This window comes from Bacteroides sp. 519, assembly GCF_010500955.1.
In the GTDB taxonomy this organism is placed as follows: Bacteria; Bacteroidota; Bacteroidia; order Bacteroidales; family Bacteroidaceae; genus Bacteroides.
Genome location: NZ_QVMJ01000020.1, coordinates 22,456 through 44,829 on the forward strand (window position 1 = coordinate 22,456; position 22,374 = coordinate 44,829).

The 22,374-nt window shown below is 37.8% G+C and carries 15 protein-coding genes; 3 read left to right on the plus strand and 12 right to left on the minus strand.

The annotated features are described in order from the left end of the window. The first annotated feature begins 1 nt into the window (after position 1). The 3 genes from trpC to trpA are packed head-to-tail and all read left to right on the plus strand — an operon-like array spanning position 2 to position 2,254. On the plus strand, positions 2-793 hold the full coding sequence (gene trpC / locus D0T85_RS15605; RefSeq protein ID WP_163214458.1) for an indole-3-glycerol phosphate synthase TrpC: 792 nt from the start codon (positions 2-4) through the stop codon (positions 791-793). An 18-nt stretch (positions 794-811) separates the two neighbouring features. Beyond that, complete coding sequence (locus tag D0T85_RS15610) at positions 812-1,438, plus strand: phosphoribosylanthranilate isomerase (protein ID WP_163214459.1); 627 nt, start codon at positions 812-814, stop codon at positions 1,436-1,438. Positions 1,439-1,462: 24 nt separating this feature from the next. Next, positions 1,463-2,254, plus strand: coding sequence for a tryptophan synthase subunit alpha (trpA, locus tag D0T85_RS15615; protein ID WP_163214460.1), 792 nt, complete (start codon positions 1,463-1,465; stop codon positions 2,252-2,254). A gap of 105 nt (positions 2,255-2,359) precedes the next feature. Here the strand turns inward: trpA and D0T85_RS15620 are convergent, their stop codons facing one another. The 12 genes from D0T85_RS15620 to D0T85_RS15675 all read right to left on the minus strand — a co-directional run bounded on the left by D0T85_RS15620 (position 2,360) and on the right by D0T85_RS15675 (position 22,221). After that, positions 2,360-5,116 carry a BACON domain-containing protein gene (locus tag D0T85_RS15620; RefSeq protein WP_163214461.1) on the minus strand — a complete coding sequence of 919 codons (2,757 nt, stop codon included), beginning with the start codon at positions 5,114-5,116 and terminating at the stop codon, positions 2,360-2,362. Between the two features lie 26 nt (positions 5,117-5,142). Further along, the gene (locus tag D0T85_RS15625; RefSeq protein ID WP_163214462.1) at positions 5,143-8,115 is read right to left on the minus strand and encodes a hypothetical protein; all 2,973 of its coding nucleotides are present in this window, start codon (positions 8,113-8,115) and stop codon (positions 5,143-5,145) included. 28 nt (positions 8,116-8,143) lie between these two features. Further along, entirely contained in the window at positions 8,144-9,340 is a 1,197-nt protein-coding gene (locus D0T85_RS15630; protein WP_163214463.1) for a hypothetical protein, read from the minus strand. A 29-nt stretch (positions 9,341-9,369) separates the two neighbouring features. Then, positions 9,370-10,794: a hypothetical protein gene (locus D0T85_RS15635; RefSeq protein WP_163214464.1), complete on the minus strand. Its 1,425-nt coding sequence runs from the start codon at positions 10,792-10,794 to the stop codon at positions 9,370-9,372. 24 nt (positions 10,795-10,818) lie between these two features. Beyond that, positions 10,819-11,880, minus strand: a complete 1,062-nt coding sequence (locus D0T85_RS15640) for a FimB/Mfa2 family fimbrial subunit (protein WP_163214465.1) — start codon at positions 11,878-11,880, stop codon at positions 10,819-10,821. A 146-nt stretch (positions 11,881-12,026) separates the two neighbouring features. Beyond that, entirely contained in the window at positions 12,027-13,733 is a 1,707-nt protein-coding gene (locus tag D0T85_RS15645) for an Mfa1 family fimbria major subunit (RefSeq protein WP_163214466.1), read from the minus strand. A 104-nt stretch (positions 13,734-13,837) separates the two neighbouring features. Further along, positions 13,838-15,490: a hypothetical protein gene (locus D0T85_RS15650; RefSeq protein ID WP_163214467.1), complete on the minus strand. Its 1,653-nt coding sequence runs from the start codon at positions 15,488-15,490 to the stop codon at positions 13,838-13,840. A 146-nt stretch (positions 15,491-15,636) separates the two neighbouring features. Beyond that, complete coding sequence (locus D0T85_RS15655) at positions 15,637-17,148, minus strand: DUF3868 domain-containing protein (RefSeq protein ID WP_163214468.1); 1,512 nt, start codon at positions 17,146-17,148, stop codon at positions 15,637-15,639. Between the two features lie 129 nt (positions 17,149-17,277). Beyond that, entirely contained in the window at positions 17,278-17,874 is a 597-nt protein-coding gene (locus tag D0T85_RS15660) for a DUF3575 domain-containing protein (RefSeq protein WP_163214469.1), read from the minus strand. A 21-nt stretch (positions 17,875-17,895) separates the two neighbouring features. Next, a complete protein-coding gene (locus D0T85_RS15665) occupies positions 17,896-18,228 on the minus strand; it encodes a hypothetical protein (RefSeq protein ID WP_163214470.1) in 333 nt (110 codons plus the stop codon). A 1,041-nt stretch (positions 18,229-19,269) separates the two neighbouring features. Further along, positions 19,270-19,944 (minus strand): ABC transporter ATP-binding protein, encoded by a 675-nt coding sequence (locus D0T85_RS15670; protein ID WP_163214471.1) that lies wholly within the window; start codon positions 19,942-19,944, stop codon positions 19,270-19,272. Between the two features lie 21 nt (positions 19,945-19,965). Continuing rightward, positions 19,966-22,221, minus strand: coding sequence for an ABC transporter permease (locus tag D0T85_RS15675; RefSeq protein WP_163214472.1), 2,256 nt, complete (start codon positions 22,219-22,221; stop codon positions 19,966-19,968). Positions 22,222-22,374: the final 153 nt, after the last annotated feature.

Sequence of the window (22,374 nt, forward strand, 5' to 3'; positions counted from 1 at the left end):
AATGAAAAAGCAAGATATACTACAGGAAATTATAGCAAACAAACGATTTGAAATTGATTTGCAAAAACAAAGTATCTCATTAGAGCAGTTACAAAATACATTGACCGATATAGAAAAGAAACGTTCCATGCGTGCTGCATTATCCAAAGTCCAACCGGCTATAATTGCAGAATTCAAACGGCGCTCTCCTTCTAAAGGATGGATAAAAGAAGATGCAGAGATCGATACCATTATACCAGCCTATCAGGCCGCAGGAGCAGCTGCATTGTCTATTCTTACAGATGAAAAGTTTTTTGGTGGAAACCTGTCGGATATAAGAAAGGCAAGATCATTAACAGATCTTCCTATAATCAGAAAAGATTTTATTGTAAATGAATACCAGTTGTATCAGGCTAAAATTATTGGTGCTGATGCTGTGCTTCTTATTGCTGCGGCATTAAGTAAAGAAACATGTACAGCACTTACACAAAAAGCCCACGAATTGGGATTGGAAGTTTTACTTGAAATACACAGCGAAGACGAGTTGGATTATATTCTACCCGAAACTGATATGATTGGGGTTAATAACAGAAACCTGGGTAGCTTTTATACGGATGTGCAGAACTCTTTCCGCTTGGCTGAACTACTGCCCAAGAACAGTGTACTGGTATCCGAAAGTGGAATATCGGATTATAAAACAATACAGCAACTTCAGGCATCCGGTTTTAAAGGTTTTCTGATTGGCGAAACATTTATGAAGACGGCTAAACCGGGGAATGCATTAAAAGAAATGACAAATCCGGATATAGTTTAAAAACAAAAAACAATATAAATGACAAATAACAAAATACTGAAAGTATGTGGCATGCAGGATGCTGATAATATTCGCGCAGTAGAAGATTTAGGAGTCGATTGGTTGGGATTTATCTTTTATCCAAAGTCTCCCCGCTATCTTGCTGAGATCCCGCAGTATTTGCCCAACAGGGCTAAACGGGTTGGTGTTTTCGTAAATGAAAGCAGGGAAAGCATCTGTATTACAGTTGATCGGTTTTCATTAAACTATGTTCAACTTCATGGAAACGAATCGCCGGAATTCTGTAATAACATTCAGAAAGAAGGAATAAAAGTTATAAAGGCATTCTCACTTAAACATGCTAACGATCTCAGTATTACAGGCAATTACGAAGATATATGCAACTATTTCCTATTCGATACCAAATGCAAGCAACATGGCGGTTCAGGTAATCAATTCGACTGGGAGATATTAAAAAACTACAAAGGCAAAACACCTTTCCTATTGAGTGGTGGTATTAACGAATATAGTGCAAATAGTTTGAATCAATTAAAACATCCTCAATTAGTGGGATACGATATAAATAGTCGTTTTGAAACAATTCCGGGATTTAAAGATGTAGAACGAATAAGGAAATTCCATACGGCATTGCTTAAAAACTCATAAACTTAAAAACTTAAAAACTCAAATATGAACAGAATTAATCAACTTTTCAATGATAAGAAGAACAATATCTTATCAATTTATTTTTGTGCAGGTCATCCGTCACTAAACGATACAGTAAATACAATTCAGACATTGCAGAACAATGGGGTAGATATGATTGAAATAGGTATACCATTCAGTGATCCTATGGCCGATGGCGTTGTAATACAAAATGCAGCAACCAAAGCACTACAAAACGGAATGTCGGTAAAGCTTTTGTTTGAACAGCTAAAAGATATCCGTAAAACGGTACATATTCCTTTGTTATTTATGGGATACCTGAACCCGATAATGCAGTTTGGATTTGAAGACTTTTGTAAAAGCTGTAATGAATGTGGTATTGACGGCATGATAATTCCCGACTTACCTTTCCGGGACTATCAGATGTATTATAAAGACATTGCCGAAAAGTACAACCTGAAAATAATTATGCTTATTACACCCGAAACTAGTGAAGAGCGTATTGTAGAGATAGATACTCATACAGATGGATTTATATATATGGTATCGTCGGCTGCAACTACCGGAACTCAGAAAGATTTTGAAAAACAAAAGCAAAGCTACTTTCAACGAATCCAAAAGATGGAATTAAAGAATCCACGTATGGTTGGTTTTGGTATTAGCAATAAAAATACATTTGATACAGCATGCGAGTATTCGTGTGGCGCAATTATAGGTAGTTTATTTGTGAAATTGTTGGAGGAGTTGGAAAGTTCTGAAAAGGCGATAGAACAACTTAAAATAACTATATTCAAGAATTTTGTATCAAGCCTATGATACAAAAGTACCACGCTTGTGATACAAAAATATCTTAGTTGTGATACTTTTGTACCACAAGCGTGATACTTTTTTCTCAAGCTTAAAAACTTGATGACACTTTTGTTATTCTTTCATACAGCGGATATTATGAGCATCCTCTTTGGGGGTACCTGTAACAGTTCTCTTTAAAACTTGAAAAACAGTTCCATTATTAACCGAACTTTGTGAAGATGTACAATAATAACTATTGGCGGGCTCATTAGCACCCCCACCAACACCTGCGTTTAATTTCCCTGCGACAACCCTACTCGGAAAAGGATAGTAATAGGAATAAAGAATGTTCATACCAGTCAAGCTAGAATATGTATACAATCTCCAATCAGCTGCGTTATTGCTATAGGCAGTTGTCCAACTGGCAGCATTAATGGGTACTCTCCATCCTTCCGGACAAGGGTCGTAAACACCTTTTTTACCTGCTGTTGTTTTCCATGAATTTGCTTCCGGAGCACCATTCCTATTTTGATTTGTTGCAGTAAATATAACTCCATCATAAGTAGTAAGTGGATTTTGAGTCATAATGGCACGTAGCAATCGTTGTCTATCAATCATTGCTAATGCACCACCACCAACATCTGCATCGTTAAAATCATAAGTCTTATTGTAATAAGGTTCTGAATCAAAAATCCATTCGGAACCATCGTCTTTATATATTGGCTGAAATGTAGTAGCTGCAGCCCACGATGGCCTCACTGGGTCTTTTCGACCCCATTGATAATAAAGCCCCACAGTAGATGCATAATCTGCATTTAGAGGATGCGAAGCCATTGCCCCCAGGTTACGATCCATAAAATAATTGTTACTACCTTGCCCTACTCCAACCGGATTACCCGATGCATCATAAGGATAATAATCCGAATTCCAGATATGCCAGCTCCATATTATCTTATCACTGTCGGCCGAATTGTACAATACAATCAAAGCATTACCCTGACTTGCCCCTGGAACAACCTGAATATAGGGCTTGGTGGCATCTGGCAGATAGTTCACTCCACGAATAACTGCATTAACACTGTTGAAATGATTCACATCACTCCAATATACTTTAACCCTTAAATCGGAAGAAGCGGGATCAAACCAATCTGAAGAAAGAAGTGGGGCATCACCCATGGCATTCTGCACTTGTGAAACCGGAATCATAAAGGGAACAGGGTTGGTGGTATCTACCACATACGAATTGGCTTCGCCACGGGCCTTGCCATCCCATTTTTTTTGTATAACTTCTACTGTGTTTGTTAATGATCCCTGTTTTAAAGTTATTGTTTCAGTACGGTTATCTCCATAATTTATGGCTGCAGTGATAAGTAATCCGGTTTGTTCCAGAGTTGAAACTGTAAGCCAAGAACTGGAAAAAGGTTCCAGTGTCCAAGTTGAACCAGCTGTTACCGGTAACATAAGTGTGCCAGCAGTGGCATCTATATATAATTTTTCTGCTACAAACCGAATGGGGTTTTGAGTTATCTTAATTGCGTGCCGCAAACGCCCTGCTTTGATGCATACCTCGGCTGTACGAGCAGTAGCAAGTGTAGCATCAGCAGCAACAGTTACAGTCAGTTCATCTCCAGATTTATCAACCTTGGTAATCCATCCATCACCATCAATATATTTAAGATTATCATCTCCATCCAAGCTCCAACTATTATAATTAGTAATAACTTTGGTTGAAACATTACCCCCCATATAATCTACATCCAAATCATTCACTCCTAAATAATACTGACCATCGTAAACTATATTACCTACTTTGCCCAGATTATAATAAAGTAGTCGATACTTCATATTAGATTTAACCGTATATGAATTAAATGCATCTCTGGGAGTATCATAACCGGGGCCACTTACTTCAGTAATATCCACATTATAAATATGGTTACGAATTAAATCCAGATAATTCACATTAGGGCCTTCTATATCTTCTTCTTTTTTTGTAAAGTCTATTCGGTAATAATATGTATTGTTATTGTATTTACCTTTTACAACTATACAAGTAGCATCTGTTGTACGACTACTTGGGTTATCTTCATTTGTATTTCCGTTTGTATCGGCTGCTTTGGTCGATTCGAAAACGTATATAGAAGATGCTGGATCATACTCATAATCTTCATAATCTTCAGTAAAAGAGCCATCCAAATTGAATGTTGGCGCAGTAAATGTTGTGCCTGTAGGTATATGCGTGTTGTCAACAGCAAGTTCCGAACCATTAAGAGCCGGCGCAACATATCCTTGGGTGTTGTTATTAAACAAATAAACTTTTTCTATGTCAAAATTAGCAGCAGTTACTTCTACATCAATCCGAGCAAGCATACGATAAAGGGTTAAGTTTGCAGTAAGATTGGTCATATCTATTTCATTAGTAACACCAAGCATTGGAATCTTGAAATCGCCATCCCACACCATTTTTGTATCATTACTGTAAATTAAAGTGGTAAGCGCAAGTATCTCAGTACAGCTTTTTTCCTTAAAATTGGCATTCTTGTCTCCTGCAATAGTATTCAAATCAAAATTTGCAACACCTATTACAGAGGTGGTTCCATCTGGAAGCGATGTACTGAAAGTTACCTGATTATTTTCATCTAAAGCACCCGGAACGATACCCGAGATACGATCAATAAACTTTTCATTATTAAAAGCCAATAATTCCAGTTTAGCAATAGCACCATCTGTTTCTGCTGCACGGACAACAGGGATCTGATGGCCTGGAACATCTAATAGGAAATGAATTGGCAAAGAAGCGGGTGTCATTGTTTGAATGGGCTCATCCATACATCCTATCAATATAATAGATAGAAAAAAAACAATATAATACCTTATTTTTCGAATCATATTTTTCCGTTTTTCTAAACAGTTTATTAATTTTCAGTTGATTTTATACAACGGATATTTAAAGCGGCACTAACAAATCCTGCGTTTATAAAATTTAAATAATCTGTAAGATGAGTTTCTGCATAAAAACCGTCCTTTTTTAATTCGACGTAATACATTGAAGAATTTATTGTTGTAAAAACAAACTCTTTGGGAAGCGACCTAATTTGAGGAAGTTCTGCCTTTACAGGGATTCGCCAGCCAAATGGACATGGATCGAAAATACTTTTACCATTATGTGCAGTTTGGGCAGTAATATTACTTTCTTGGTTTGCCAAAACAACACTTTGGTCGGCCCAAAGATATTTTTCCCCATGTACATCAGGCTCTTCAAAGAACTCTTTAGTCCAGAGTCCAGGATGAAGAGAAGAACCGTTAAAATAGTCTGTTAGGCCAAGTGTTTTTAAATTCGGTTCTTCAATACTCTGCATTATGGTTATTGTCCCATCCCTAAGCATATTCACTGGGAGATAATCAATTGTCTTCCCTTCATTATTGAAGGTATGATACATGCTAGTATAGCCAGCGACAGGAGCTCCCAGTGGATCCTTACGGCCAAATTGATAAACATACCCCTTGTAATATGAGTGGTGAGATAATTTTGTATCCTGTCTATTAACTATTGCTCCTATATTCCTATCCATGTAGTTACTGTAGCCACCGTAGCCTTTATAAATATTAGCAACCGAATTTTCTCCCATACCATCAACTATCCAAATTTGCCAGCTCCATCGTATTACGTTATTAACTTTTGCTGCTACTCCAGTATTCCCACCCATGTTGTTATTAAAGCCATTAGCATTGGCACCTGGAACTACAAGAATATAACCAGCATTATCGGTTCCATTTGGTATGCCGGTTATTGCTTTTACATAACTTACTGCACCACGCAATTCTTTACCATACTTAGAATCTGTCCACAATTCATCAGCTTCAAAAGTAGCACCAATCCGTGAAGAAGGAGTAATACTTGCTAATGAGGCAGCTCTCGACATTTTAAGCCGGCTATTATTGGCTCTGCTAACCGTAAACATCTTAGCCCGAACAAAATCTGATAGTCCATTACTATGCGCTAAATCCATCATATATGAATTTGCTTCGCGGTTTTCCTTGTCAACCGAAGTTATTAGTACCTCTATGCGTTTTGCCAAGTGGGCAAATTCTTTGTACTTTTTTGGAGAAATAATCAAAGTTACAAACTTATGAGTCTTTCCCGGACGGGAGTTTATAATATTATCCCAATCATCAAATACACTGAATTTTACCTTCTCGAATGAAACTTCTTTTGCGGGACGCACCTCATTTGTATAACGGTAGTATTCGGTACTGATTTCATTGCTTGTTAAATCTCCTCCCCCTTCGATAGTATGTAAAGCAGTTATCATCCGGTCGCCCGTGAGCATGTTGGTGCTTTCGTCTAGTTCTACAGTCCATTCCGGTTTATCAGGTATATACTCGCCCAAAGCATCAGTAGCACACACTTTTATACAATCATCCTGAGCACCATCCATAGGGTAACCATACGATTTGAATAACAACCACAAATCACTTAATTGTTTTACCTTGAACAGATAATGCATGTTACCCGATACAATGTAGAAGCTACCATCACGGCCTTCTCCTGTGATATTGGTTTCAACGGAAATAGTTATATTCCGTTCGGTATTGGCATCAGTACCATCAGCAGTAACAGTGAGCCAATTACCTGTTTGGGTAATGTCTTTAATCTGTATGCCATTGGGATTATCTGTAGTTGCTTTAACAGTTATTGTTCCTGGGTCTAGATCCCAAATTATACTTTTACGGTCTACAGTCAGGTTATATTGCCCGTCGAAAATGATACCCTGTGGAGCATCTCCCCAAGGCTCAACAGTGGCTTCGAAAAGCAGTTTTTTACTATTTATTCCGGTAATAACATACTGGTAATGATGGTTACGTAATATAGGACCTGTTGTTGTTTTGTCAAATTTCTGTTCATTGTTAATAGCATAAATCGGTAGTTTAAAAGCTTTAGCAGTAGTTCCGTCGATCTTACCATCCAAACGGATATAACACTCTTCATCATCACCATCCGGATTATCTTTTTCGAACGTATAAAACGTAATCACCTGAGCAGCTTTGTCTTTTTCTATATCTGGGGTATCCGAATCACCTATCTCTGTTGCATCACCATCAGCATCCCACTCAGGAACAGTAGTTACAGCCTGATTGTCTTTGCCTGGTGCAGAATCGGGTATTGAAGGAGTGGTAACCCTTGTATCGGAAATGGTTGCGGTATGACATACCAATCCATTCTTATATCCATTTATCAAACTTACCCCATCTATTTCATAATTAGATACAGCATTGCTTTTAACTTTATAATTCAATATACTGAATTTGGCCATCATACGGAGCAGCTGATATGTTTTGGACTCTTCATTGTTTTCCGGATTTATATAATAATTCTTTCGATAGGGAAATTCATTTGGAATATTAACAGCCTCACTGCAAACATACATTGGTATATTTGCATCCGATTCGGACAATACACTTTCAGCAGTACTTTTCATGAGTACTGATTTGCGAAAACTTGACAATGAAATTCCGGATAGGGTTAAATCATTCAGATTAGTATTTTCAATATTGGCCAGAACCACCACTTTTCTGTCTTTACCATCATCATCATCATCATTCTCATCAATAGCATTACTACCAATAGGTAAAGTTCCTGTTTTGTTTAACCGGAACTTTGTACCGTCAGTTGAGTTAATGGATTCCTTGGCTATGTATAAATAATTATCATCAATATCAGCATCATCTTTATTCCGACCAAAGTAAATGATGCACATATTGTTTACACCCTCTGGATAGGAACGGGTTATGTATAACCCCTTGTCATTGTCCAGGGTATGTACATCATCCTGACAGGCAAATACTAAAGCCAGTAAAAGTATGTATATATAAGTATGTTTCATCATTTTGGGGATAAAGTTTAGGAGTAAAAGTTTAGGGTGTTGTTATCTCTGTAGGGTCAGCATCAATTTCAGTAACAGTAGTCCAATTGCGCACTGCTAATACTATATATAAGCCGTTATCAGTAACTCCTTGAATCTTAAAGGTATATTGGTGGTTGCGTAAAACAGGACCGGGGTAAGTGAAAGTACTTTTATTTGCACTTTCAACAGCAGCACTTTCAACTGTATTATCACCTAAGTATGGGAATTGGATTTTGTATGTTCTTATATTACTGGAACTTTCGTCGCTTCTATATCCTTTTATTTCTAAATAACAAGTGTTTGCAGCTTCGTACAAGTAAGCGCTACCTATTTGTCCATTATCATTATTGGCATCGTCATCAAATGTAATTGTACCTGCACTGTTATCAGTAAGGTCGGTTATAAAAGGTTGAAACACACGTGTTCCGTCGGTTGTAAGATTTCCAGTAGGATGATAAACATATCCTCCTGCTTTTGCTCCTTTAAATGTAATATTTGTCATGGTAAAACCTTTGTAGTTACCCGTAAGACCGGTTCCACTTTTATTGGTATTATTTACAGTAACTTTAGCCACCGATCGTAACAGGTAATAAGTAGTAGAGGAGGAAGATATAAACACATCACCTGCGTTGTAAGGGCCTACATCAACACTTAATCCAGCTCCACTGCTACCTTCTGCTAAAACATATTTGGGAATATCACCTGTATGAACACCTGTTGTTCCTGTTTTTATAAGCTTCAATGCAGCAGTCATTTCAAGTTGGCCTGCAGTATTTGGTGTTTCTTGATCAATGTTGGCAATAGTTTCATGCGTTTTACCATCAAAAGAAGCAAACTTACTAGTAGTAATATCAGTTGGTAATGTAACTCCGGTAAATACAGCTAATTTCATATCGCTATAATTACTATTCCCTTTTCTCCATTTCTCAAATGGACGTACTAAACGATATCCTTTACCGGAAACATTTCCTCCTGTTTGTTCTACATCCATTAAATAATAGTCGCCGTCGGGTGCTGCTTTAAAGTAAAGAACATACACACTTGCCGGGAGAGTTTGACCTGCCCGGGTGCTAACATTGTCATCTTTTGCTGATATAGACAAATACAAGCTTGGTGCATCCGGAACATTAACCGGTTCGTCGTTTTGGCAAGCATTCAAAAAAACGGCAAATACTACAAATATAAATGAATAAATAAACTGTTTCATATTAGTTGGTTTTTATATTATTGTTTGTATTAATTAGGAGATTCAACCGGATTAGTTGGCAGCTCCGGAACTTCTGTCCAGTCTCTAACACTAAGTATCAGGAACAATCCATTCTTCTGTTCTTTCAATTCCACATTCAATGTAATTTGGTAATAATGGTTACGCATTATACCCCATACATTTTCATACGTTTTCTTATTCTTGGTAGCTTCGTCATCCTCAGGCAATATTTTAAACCTGCCTGGTTCAAATTCGTGTTTACCATATATCGGTATTGGGCTATCTTGATAAGGAACATTGCTTTCTCCAGGAATCACCGTTTCGCTGCTTACTACAAAATGAGGATACCGGGTAGTAATGTAAGGCGGATCGGTTGGTCTCCCATCGGCCCAACCGGTTATTCTTCCTTCTGTATCAAATGTAATTTTCGGATGGTTCTCGAAGAAATACATTGGTACGGTTTCAATTGTTTTTTGTTTTGTAGCTGGTGCCACAGGTGTTTTAATCAACGTTAGGTAATCGGTATCATCGTTGTGATAAGGATTGGCCACAATAGCGGGTTGCATTGTGTTGTTTATTCCAATACTATAAGCATCAACGGGGTCTTTAACAGTATTGTTAGATTCTACCATTTCAAACAACATACTTTCTGTGGCCTGATTTTGTATCTGTATCTCTAATCCGGATAATGTAATACTGGTTGGTGCTGGGTTTCCTTCCCATTCATCTTGCCAATTAGGTAACAATTCGAACTCCAATTTACCTACTGCCCGAAGAACCGGAATATAAACACGGTTGTATATACGCTCTTTGATAACCACATCTTTTGCATACCCACTCATAGGCATATTTGTAACCTGAAAATACTTACCGTTGGGATTGTGGTCTTTATCGTCATACTTGTTAATCCTCCGATAAGTGCCATCGGGATTGGTTACAAGTCTGGGTATTGTTGTCCAACGGAATGTTGTTAGCTTTGCTTCTGTAAGTGTAGATGTTTTTTTCGCAGCTAAATCTTTGTTAGCTTGTATTAAATGCTGTATCCAATCGCGGTCGGCTTCGGTACTCGAAAGTCCTAGATCCATCACATTGCCAATAGCATAGAATGATTTTGTACCCGGTTTAATGTCATTGGTTAGCATTCGGGTAACACGTGTTACGTCGCCCAGATCGGTAGTTCTTCCATCCTCCATCAAATTGGCACAATATTCCAGTTCGGAGGTAAATCCATCGTGGTTGTATACCAGTAGCCAAAGATTTGTAAAGGTTAGCTCGCCAATTACATTCGACTCGTAGGCACGGGTTGTTATTTCTACCTCAATGTTATAATCAGGGTTAGGTTCAGTATTATCCGGATCTTTGTTGTCGCAACTCACCATTGCTACCACCATGAACAAAGACGTCAAGGGTAGAATCAGGCTACGGAGTAATATGTAATTTTTAAGTTGTTTCATTTCACAATAGAGTTTTTAAGCGATTTATTCGTACCCTATGCCAGGGTTTTCGTCTTGCTTAATTAAATGCCAGTCGTTAACAATTATGTCGGCAATAACCCATGCATCTCCTTCTTTATCAAATTGAAAGATAATATGGTAATTTGCATATCTTTCCAGATGAAAACTGTTGCTAAACAAAGGGTTCTGCATGATAAGGTCTGTTAGTTTATCATTTATCAATACTTTTTCGCTTAATCCGTTTTCGTGATAAGCAATCTGTATGTTCATACCATCGTTCTCCCACAAGCGTTGTGTGGTAAGCCGTGATGTATAGTTATAATAATAGCCCAGATCGTTAAAGGCTTCTGATGTTTCGTAAGGATAGTATATATAGGTAGGCAAATGACTGTTCATTTCTTCGTCCATCTCTTCGTCGTTACGAATGCTACCTGTATACGGAGGTATACGGTTGTAAAAGTTACATATTCCGTTTTTACCTTCCAGTTTTATATTTATTTTATCGTCTATATGAGGTATTCGGTCGAACTGAGCGTCTACACGAATGTGGTTGGTGTTTCTAGCAAAATTAATATTTAACCGTACCGGATTTTTACCTATTTCAACAATGGCGTCTTCTTCTTCATACTCGTAGGCATATTGACGGTCTATATAACCATAATAAAGAGGGGCGGTATTTTCGGATATCTCCTGATTACCATTGCATTTTATACGCACGCCTGCGTCAGAGAAATTCTCTGTATCTTCCCGATAGTAGCAGTCACCATTATTCATCCAGGTAGCCAGTTTATAGGTGCCATTGGGAAGGCTGGCTGAATATTTGTAGTTGGTTGCTTCCAGTTGTTCTTTGGTGAGACGCACTTCGCGGTACAACTCGCCGGTTTCTTTGTAAATATATAGGTCTATGTATTCTACAACCTCTGATATTTTATTGGTAAATTCGGGGTTGATGTTATAAAGAAACTGAATGGTAAGCCCTTCGGCAGCGATTGCATCACAATCGAGGTCTCCTTCGCCAAGACATCCTGTAAAAAGGAAGAGCGAAAAAAGGAGTACTAAATGTTTTATTTTTCGTAAGGTTTGCATACCTGAATTATTTACGATTAGACGATTTACGATTGAGTAATGTAAACCAGCCAGTGTAAGATTAGTAAAAAAGGTAAAGAGATTAAGGAGGTAGAGAAAGGTAGGATCTCTCTACCTCCTCAACTGCTTTACCTCCCTTCAACTACTTACTTGTAACCGATACCGGTATCTTCAGTAGTTTTTACATGTGTCCAGTCCATAACTTGGATGTATACTTTCACAAAGTAATCGTTTGGATACAATGGATCTGTTGGATCAGTTTCGTCACCAGGACCATCACCACCACCAGGCTTATTATATCCACAATCAGTAAATGCACCAATCTGAATATCATAGAAGTGGTTACGAGTTGCATCATGACATTCGGGAACACCTCTGCTCTTGTCGCGGATAGGAATCATGTAGTAACAGATACCTTTATTATATTCAACAAGAAGATCTGCTTCCGGATAGGTAGTACCTGTTGCAGGGTCTCCGATTTTTGCAGCTAAAGCTTGAGCAGATGCTTTATCAGCAAAGAAGTATGGCCAGAATGCTTTTAAATTAGGATCCCAAACACGATAAAAATTATTATCAGTCAACGCTCCATGAGTAGCTGCTGTTACATTAGTAGCCCAAGTTGTAACACCTTTTCCATCAGTAGTACTTTTCCATTCTGCAGTAACTCCAGAAACAATTATATGATGTTTTACACCTGGTTCAACTTCAACTTGAATATCAGCAGGAGTAAATACGGTTTTCAATTGCAAAATAGTAGTATTACTCCATGTGTTTTCAAGATTTGAGTTCTCAACAGCATAGAATGCAGTAGCACTGATATCAGCTTTATCAGTAGTGGCTTCAAATGCAGGAGTTTTAGTTGCTTCTGCATCAAATGCATCGTGTACAGTTTTACCAGCTTCTGCTTCTAAATGCAATTTAGGCCAATAACCTACAGCAGTTGTTCCAATTGGGAACTGATCAAAAAGTGGTGTTTGGAACATTTGAGTTGTACCAAAGTAAGGGAAGTGATACATTTTAGTTGGATTATTGGCAACATAGTATTTTGAATTCAAAATATCTACTTCACCAATCACACCATATTTATCACTTTTTACTTCTTGAGTAACTTTTGTATATGGTGTACCTACTTTCACCGAATTAGGTATTGAAAGATTTACTTTAGACATTGCACGACCAATAGGAATTTGAATCAGATTCTTTGAAGGAACAATCGCATTCTCTATTTCTTCTTTAGTTGAAGCAACCAATGTGGCAGGCACATAATTCATCTGTTTGTAGTTTTCGGAACTAATCACATTCTCTACATTTACTGTAGTAGTCATAAAGAAGTTAGGATTTATTGTAAAAGCTCCTGTATTGTCCTTAACACCCAGATTAGTCAAAGCGCCAAATTGAGTTTTGATGTCATCAATACGCATAGCCAGATTGTCTAATCCAGTTCCTTTTTTCACCTCCAAAGCTGGTGCATTGGCAGTTGCGATAAAATAGTGCAAACCAGAAGAAGCTTCGAAAGTAGCTGTCCACACATCTTTTTGTACTGGTGTGTTGTTCTCAACTACAGTAACTTTTCCTAACTCCAAGTCAATAGCTTTCACAAACGAACGAGTAGAGTTAAACATATACACAATTGCGTTGTTGATATGTTTTTCCTCGTCCATGGCAGGATAATCACTGTAAGCACGAGTAGCACTTCTATCTGAAGAGTCTACCAAAGTGATTTTCATTAGTGTGGGTAGTCCTTCTTCATCCGGAACTACTGTATCCACATTAGGATCATCTGAACAGCTTGCTAATCCCATCATAGAGATAGTAGCAAAAGCCATCATTGCATACTTAAAATTCATTTTCATTTTCATCTTTTTTGTTTATTGGTTAATAAATAATTATGGGTTTCCCCGATTGTTATTGTTTTCGTTTATAACATCGTTTTATGTAGACGCAATGCATTGCGTCTCTACAGGAGGGCGTCTAAATGTTCCTGTAATTTGTAATCACGTATCATTTTACTAATCTCCGGATCGCGCTGTGCACGGTTTATCTTGCCCGGATCGAGCCTACAAGCTTCCATCAGGTGATCAACAGCGGCCTGCATTTCTTTTAACCTGCTACACAGAATAGCAGCCAGATAATGTGTGTTGGCCGTTTGTGGAAGTGTAGCAAGCATATTGTAAGCTCTACCATCATATCCCAAACACGTTAAGGCTACGGCTGTGTTGTAATCGTTATAGTCACTCAATACATTCAAGGCACGTTGATACTCACGGTTCCGTAATAATTTTAAGGCGTGCATGTATTCTGTACGCTGGTCGGCTGTGAATTTGGGGTTACCCAGTAAGCTTCCATCGGCCAGTTCGTCCATCGAGGATATTACATAGCTCAATGTATCTACACCTTGAATTTTGTAATAGCTACGGTCGGTAGCCGTGATATTTCCTCCAATGGTTAGTTTCAGGTTCTTTAAACCGGCAGTTACAGGGTAGGTACGGGTGTACCGATAACTGTATGTTTTACCTGGTATAATGGTAGCGCTGTAATGAGCATCCGGACGGTAAGGAGCAGGTACCATATACTTGAATACTTCCTGTTGGCGAGAACCTTTTGCTTCGTTAGCAGCTATCTTTTCGTGCAAAAGATGCTCGTGTGCCAAAGCAATAGAGTCGCGGTCGCGGGGCAACAAAGGTTGAAGATCTTCGGGACCAATACCTTTAATATAAAACTCACGGTATTGAGCCGGAACGGCATCCAAAGTTATCTGCCTTTTAACCGGCGAGGACTCAATTAGTTTCTTGCGGTCGGCACGGTATTTACTGCTTAGTTTGGAAGTATCACTGCGCATGGCTAACTGACGTTTTAAAGCATGACGGTATTTAATATCGTGTGCAATGAGTTTCTGACGAAGTTCCTCGCCATGTTTAATGTTGTAAGCATCGTATTTAGCTTGTTCTGTATTACGCCAGTCACGATATTCTTGCATCAACACCCACTTGTTGTAGTATTGGTCCAGATTGGTTTTACGTCGCCGACCCAACTCACGGTTTACACCACGATGGTCTACAAAAGCAGAGTCGTAGGCAGAGGGGTCAATGATGCCGCCTAAATAGTTTTGGTAACGCTCGTAATCCTGCTTTTGTAATTCTATAAAGTTCTTACCACGTAATACTACATCTTCTAATTTTACAACTGAATCATGAATTAACTCCGGAGTAAGCGTCACCTGAAAATCATCCGAAAGGTAAGCTTCAGGAACATGAACAATAAAGTCAATGTTCACCTGTCCTTCCCGTACAGGGGCAAAACGTGCACGGGAAGTGACGGTGACCTGAGACAGAGTGTATACTTTATTGGTGTCCAAACGGGCTTCGTCTGGGTTATTATCTTCAATGTTTGTTGATTGTGGCTGGTGAGTGTAATTTACCTGTTCATTTAGCACCATAGCACTACCATTACTTTGACCACCAGGTCTATCGCCAGGGTGAGTAACAGTAATACGGCTACGTTCAAGAAACAAGCGTTCCGTAAGGTGGCGTTTACGGGTGTTATTGGTGTTGCAGGAAACAAACATAAATAACAAGCAAAACAGGTATAGGTATAGGGTTCTCTCTCTCATAAATCTAATATGCCAATGTGGATAATGTGCCAATATGCCAATGTGAAAATATGCTAATCTAAAAATGTGCTGATAGAATTAACAAATTTATTAATTATGCGCAGCCAATTGGCACATTGGCATATTAGCACATTGGCACATTATTATCATCTTCGTTTTAATTCGTCTTCTTTCTTCTTAGCTAGTTCTGTCAGATTGTGCGCAGCTTCGGCTACGCCACCAATAGAGGCTTGGTTCAACAAGTCTTCGGCTTTATCCAGTTCACCACGAATCATATACACTATACCCAGGTTATTCCAGACTTCGGGTAAAGCAGGAGCTTTTTCTAATAACCGAAGAGCGGTGTTTTCTTCGCCATTCTCTATTAACAGGGCAGCAGCGTTGTTTAGAGCAACAGGATCACTGTCGAAGTATTTTGGAATGGTTTCTATGATAATCTTTTTATATTCAGGACTTTCTTTGCCATATTCCAAAGCTACACTATAGAGTTCCAAGTGCGACAGATTCTCGGGGTTAGTACTCATTAGCTGACGGGCTTCGGTTGTACTATAACTACGTACAGAGTAATCGATCTGATATTCTACACGACGAAGTTCAGGGAAAACATCGCGTAACAAGGAGCTATAACTCGAAAGACCTTTCAGGCGGGCTTCCTTGGCATCGGGTTCGGCACTACTGTCAATAATAGCTAGAATCTGATCTTTCTGGGCTATTGTGCTTTCTTCTATTTTTGTTTTTAAGCCTACCCAATCTTCACCTACCGAGCGTACGGTAAACAGATTTTCGGCTAACAGATAGTGATTTTTGATATATTCCTTTAAAGCCACAGCACGGTCGCGAGCTAATTTTTCGTTGCTGGCATATTTACCTTCGGGCGAAGCATAACCTTCAATAAACAGTCCGGTTATCTGCGCATCCTGATCCCCCATTACTTCAAGGAAAGCATCATTGATCTTACCTAACTCAACAGGATTACGACGGAAATCGGGAAGAATGGCCGAACGGCCAACCTGAAAGTCAAGAAAAGCACTACCTTGGCGGTTACGGGTTTTAACCTCTGCCTGTGGTGCTACTAAAGCAACCAACGATTGTACTTCGTAAGGAGCACGGGGAGCAAGTTTAACACGGTCGCTCAATTTATAAGTGTACATATTTACTTGTCCACGACAGCCAACTAATTCCTGACGAAGATAGAGGCGTGCATTATCCATCCAATTTTCATAAGGCAAGTAAACCTGATAACGCATAAACTCGTCGGTAAACTTGTTTGCATTCACTATTATCTCAGGAGCATCATAGCGAGATAGCCACTCGTCGCTGGCTACCATAAACCAACGGCTGTTGATTTTGGCACGTGTTTTGCCATTTAATTGAACGTAAGGTAAATCAACTGTATGCTTACCATTACGAAGTTCAGGTGTAAAGTACATGCCTGAACAATTGGGAACAGCGTTAGATTCAACTTTGATATCAAAGCTGATAAAAAGGCTGTCGTTACGTTCGGCAAAATCAACAATATCAACAGCAACGGCTCCTTTGTAATCTTGAGCAGAAAGGGGCAAAGAAATTATAAAGAAGACCATAAAAGCTATAAAACTCATGGAGTATCTAAAATTACCTTCTACCTTATAATTCTTATCTTTACGTATTATCTTCATTTCTTTATAAACTTTATCTGTTTTTTACTCCATATACTACAAATGCAATCCAATAGTTGTATAAAATAACCACTACAATAACACTTGTTTAACACAATGCTATTTTAGTTACTGTTTTGGTCAGTTTTATTACTTAATTATGTATATCAGATTAATACCTATTTTAGTTGGACCCACATAGTGTTGGGTACCCTCTTCGAGTTTTAAACCACACTTAGGTGCTTCGAATTTGCTATAGTCTATATAGGCGTAGCCGAAACCAACGGTGGCTTCAAGAGACCAACGGGGTGATAACAACCAGTGATAGCCCCAAGATACGCCACCGCCGGCCAACCAACCACGGTATCGATGATCTTTCAAACCCGAAATAAAACCAATATCGCCTACATTAAAATCGGAATAGTGTCCATGAAGGCCAAAGAAATGACCCACAAAGCTTTCGCAAAGCCAATAACGAACTTCGGGTTGAACAGTAAGATTCTTCCATTTGGTATTATCACCAAAAGTGATAGGATTGTAGATTACCGGTACATCGAGGGTGAAACGTTTACTAAGCTTAGCCTCAATGCCTAGATTTAACCCCAAAGTTATGTCGTAAAGCAAGTTGCTCTTCACGGCTAAACGTGGAATGGGATCGTAAAGACGGTGAGTGGTTTCCTGCGAACGGATAACCCTCGGTACCAGTGTGAAAACAAGGATGAATATTAGTATAATTCGGGTACGCATGATAATTTACGATTTAACGATTTACGATTTACGATTTTCATGAGAAGCTTCGATGCCGGAAAGCCAAACTTTAAAATTCCGGTTGAACTGGCGTAGGGTACGCGGAAATTCGGCACGGCGATCGACGCTACTCAATAAGGGGTCAACAACTTTGCCAACTTCGTTCAAGAGACTTACCAGAGTGTGAGTATCAAGACTGCGAGTGATACGCCCTGGACCATACAGATAACTCAAAAGACGGGATTCGTCTAATGAAAGGGACATTTGGCCATTCTTACCACGAGGGGTTTCAAAGCAGATAGTACTTGCTTTGTGAAGCAAGTAAACTACATATAAAGTCTTCTTGTCTAACATTGTTTTTTTTATCAGTCGTTATTCGTCTGTCTCACCAAAGGAGACGGACATTGACGGATATTAACAATCTTATCAAGATGCAAAAAAAAATACCAACTGAATATAATTAGAGAAAGGTAAAAAGAAATAGATTATGCAGCGTAAAAGGATGCAATAATGGCACGACAGATGCTTAATAAAGGTTAATTAAATAAAAGCGAGAAATTTATTTATGTAATATATTATTTAATTATCACACATAATATATAGAAAAATGACTGTTTTATTTGTTATTTTCAAATTATGACACACATTGATATCAGCAAGGAAACAGGCATATTCTTGCATAATAAAATCAAAAGTTATACATTTGCATCAGAAATGGTGTCCGTCTCCTTTGGTAAGACGGACATTATAGTGATATATAAGATACTCTAAAATATATCAACATATACTTCAAACTGCACTATCCTGACAAAAAATACAATTCTTTATAACTTCCGATTTTGATGCCCCTTCAGGGTGATATGCCCCAATGCATAGCCCTCAGGCCAGAAGTATAATACGTATGCTTTGGAAACTAACAAAGAACTCCAACGGTTTCACGGTAGAATACCAACTGTTTCTCAGTAGGATACCAACTGTTTCACGGTATGAAACGACTAGTTTCCTATGGATGAAACCACTTGTTTTCTATATATGAAACTGTTGGTTTCCTATATAGGAAACTACCTGTTTCAATGGACGAAACAAAAATGAAACTGTTTGTTTTATACGCAATATCGCGTGCTGGCAAATTGTAATTATAATTGCCAGCACACTTTGCCAGCACGCTTTAACCAGTTATTAATCAAATAGATAAATGGGTGAGTGCTGGTGTGACGGCAATTTTCGACTTTTAAACTTCTGTGTAGAGGAGTTTATAGAGTACTATTTTATATTTAACACAATAATGAAGGTTCAGTAAGTACAAAGTACATAAGATTGCATGAATAGAAAATACACGAATGGGAAATACAATCTCGACGACTAAAATCTACAACATTCATTTGTTTAAATGAATTATAAACTAACCTCAGTAACCACCTGCCCATCAAACAAATTAATAATTCTTCCTGCATAACCTGCATCGTGCTGTGAGTGAGTCACCATAACAATGGTTGTTCCTTCTTTATTTAGTTCAGTTAGAAGTTCCATCACTTCTTTACCATTCTTAGAGTCAAGATTACCGGTTGGCTCATCCGCAAGAATTAGTTTAGGATTAGCAACTACGGCACGAGCTATGGCTACGCGCTGCTGCTGTCCGCCTGATAGCTGCTGGGGAAAATGTTTGCTACGGTGGGTTATTCCCATCCGTTCCATAGCTATGTTAACCCGTTTCTTACGTTCGGTTGCCGATATACCCATATACAACAGTGGGAGCTCAATGTTTTCGTAAACATTCAATTCGTCAATGAGGTTAAAACTCTGGAAAACAAAACCGATTACTCCTTTTCTTAAGTTTGTTCGCTGACTTTCTGAATACTTAGAGACTTCGATGCCATTAAGGTAGTATTCGCCCCCTGTAGGGTTATCAAGTAAACCAAGAATATTTAAAAGAGTAGATTTACCACAACCCGAAGGCCCCATAACAGCCACAAACTCACCTGCCTGAATATGGATGCTTACATTGTTTAAAGCCCATGTCTCTACTTCCTCTGTACGGAAGATTTTCTGTAAACTAATTGTTTTAATCATAACTATTCTAGTTTTATATTACTAATCATTTCTTATAATATCGGCCGGATTTATTCTTGATATTTTATATATACGATAGGATATTGTACAAAAAATTATCAATATAACAAATAGGAAAGAAGCTATCCAGTATAGTGGATCTTTGTAGTCGAAAAAGACATTGAAATTGGAAGACAGCAAATTAAAGATAAAGAAACCTATGCTGCAAACTGCAATACCAGCAATAATAAATAAACAAACATACAGTTTGCCAAAAATATAATATATATTTCTCATCTCGGCGCCATTTATTTTCCGTATTGCAATCTCTTTTTGTCTTCGTTGTGTATCTGTTGTTATAGCTCCATATAATCCCAGGATTGTAATCAGTATCGAAATTATGCTACAAGCTGTAAACAGTCCCTGTAATAAACTTTGTCCACCTGATAAATGGTCAGTTTTTAAAGTATAGATCTCAAATGTGTTATATTCAGGCAAAAAAGCTTGAATTTTTTCCTGTAAAGCAAATAAACCTTCTTGAGATTTTCCTTTTTTCATTTGAACATAAATATAGTCTGGATTTGAAATATCTGCATCCGGAATAAACGCTACCTCTTTTAGATACCATCCTAATTCAACAGCTTCTATTGTTTGTGCTACAGGATATGTTTTATTATTAATTCGGATATAATCGACTGAATCTTTGTTTAATTTTTCAAACAATGCTTCATTCACATAGCAGCAAGGTTCTCCTTCTTTTGGTTTTCGTTCAATAGGTACTCCCATTATATTCATATATTCAGGAGAAATATGTCGTACTAAAATATCGTGCTGTTCGTCCGAATTACTAATGTTATAGGATGATTCATTAACAAAAGTATATCCTTCAAATAAAGGTGATGAGTGAATATAATCTACTATCTCCGGGATATGTTTCTTCAAAATAACTCTTTCATTCCCCAAACGAATACATGCTATATTAGTTGTTTCGTTTTCAGTAAGATAAGGAGTTTTTATTTTCAATGTATTTTTAGATACCAAGTAGGTTGCACCTGTAGCCAAAACAAACACTATACAAATAAAGAATTGAACACCCAGTAAAACGTTTCTTACATAATGTTTGGAGTATTTTTGCTTTACTTTTATACGAAACACACCAACCCATGCTATTAACGAACAAAACAATAGGATATAAACAAAATAGAAAACTTGTTGCCTAACCAATTCATGTAAATCTATCTCAAGTTCACGAGCTATCATGTGTGGTAGTTGATTAAGCAAATAGGGTATTAGCGTTTCTGTAAGCATCATACAAAAAAGAAACGAGAGAATCAGAATAAATAATAATTCTGTAAACAAGATAAAGAACTGATGGCGAAGTAAAGCCCCCAATGTTTTTCGGATACTTAACTCCTTTATGCGATTTGCAAATGCACTAATGGCTATATTTAAGAAGTTCAACAAGCCTGCCAACAGCACCAAAAGTCCAATAATTGCAACAAATAAAGCAGCAGGATTCATTTCGCGCAGCTCATGTTTATACACTAATTTAGCCTTAGCACCATTAAATTCTATCTTTCCTAATCTCTCATTCAAATCATTTATATTGATTTCGGGTTTAAGAATATAAGTATAGAAGTAACCTGCATGCTTTTCAATCTCTGCATGATGCAACATCTCAAATGATAAAGGATTGTCAAATGCATAGCTCGGATAAGGTTTCATTACTCCTACTACTGTAAAAATAATAGGAGTATCTAGTTTTTTATAAGAAACAGATTCGGAAGAGAACGTTTTACCAATGGGCGATTCTTTTCCAAAAAGTTTATTTGCCAACTGTTCTGTTATAAATACTCTATCCGGTTGTGCACTGAATTCATTAAGTGAACCTGCAATTAATTCAGGTGGATATGCTTGCACAAAATCGGCATTTACTGCTTGTGATATAATCCGGACAGTTCTTTTGGAGTCTGTATCATCTATGGTTACATTATATGGTTTTGTTGAATATTCCATTCCAATAATGAGTTCCATATCACTGTGAAACTGTTCTGCAAACATTTTAACAACATTCTGTCGCGGGTAACTGTACTCTTCTGTATCCGGATATTGCATACGCAGAACTGCCATCTCTTTATAGCGAGGGAAGTCGCTATCGCTTCTATATAATGCACGCATAAAATATGTACAGATAGAGAAACAAAGAATACCAGCAGTAATACCTAAAACACTTACTATTGTTTGCGATTTATGTTTTAGCAAATTGCGAAGAGCTATTTTAACATAATGTAGAATCATAATATATTGATTTTAATTTATTCTCCTTTTAAAACTTTGGCTGGATTTTGTTGCACTGCTTTCAAAACAGGATGAAGTACACTTAAGAAAACAACTAACGAAATTCCTATAAAAATAAACAGGTATAACCATACATTAATATCTGTTTGGCGC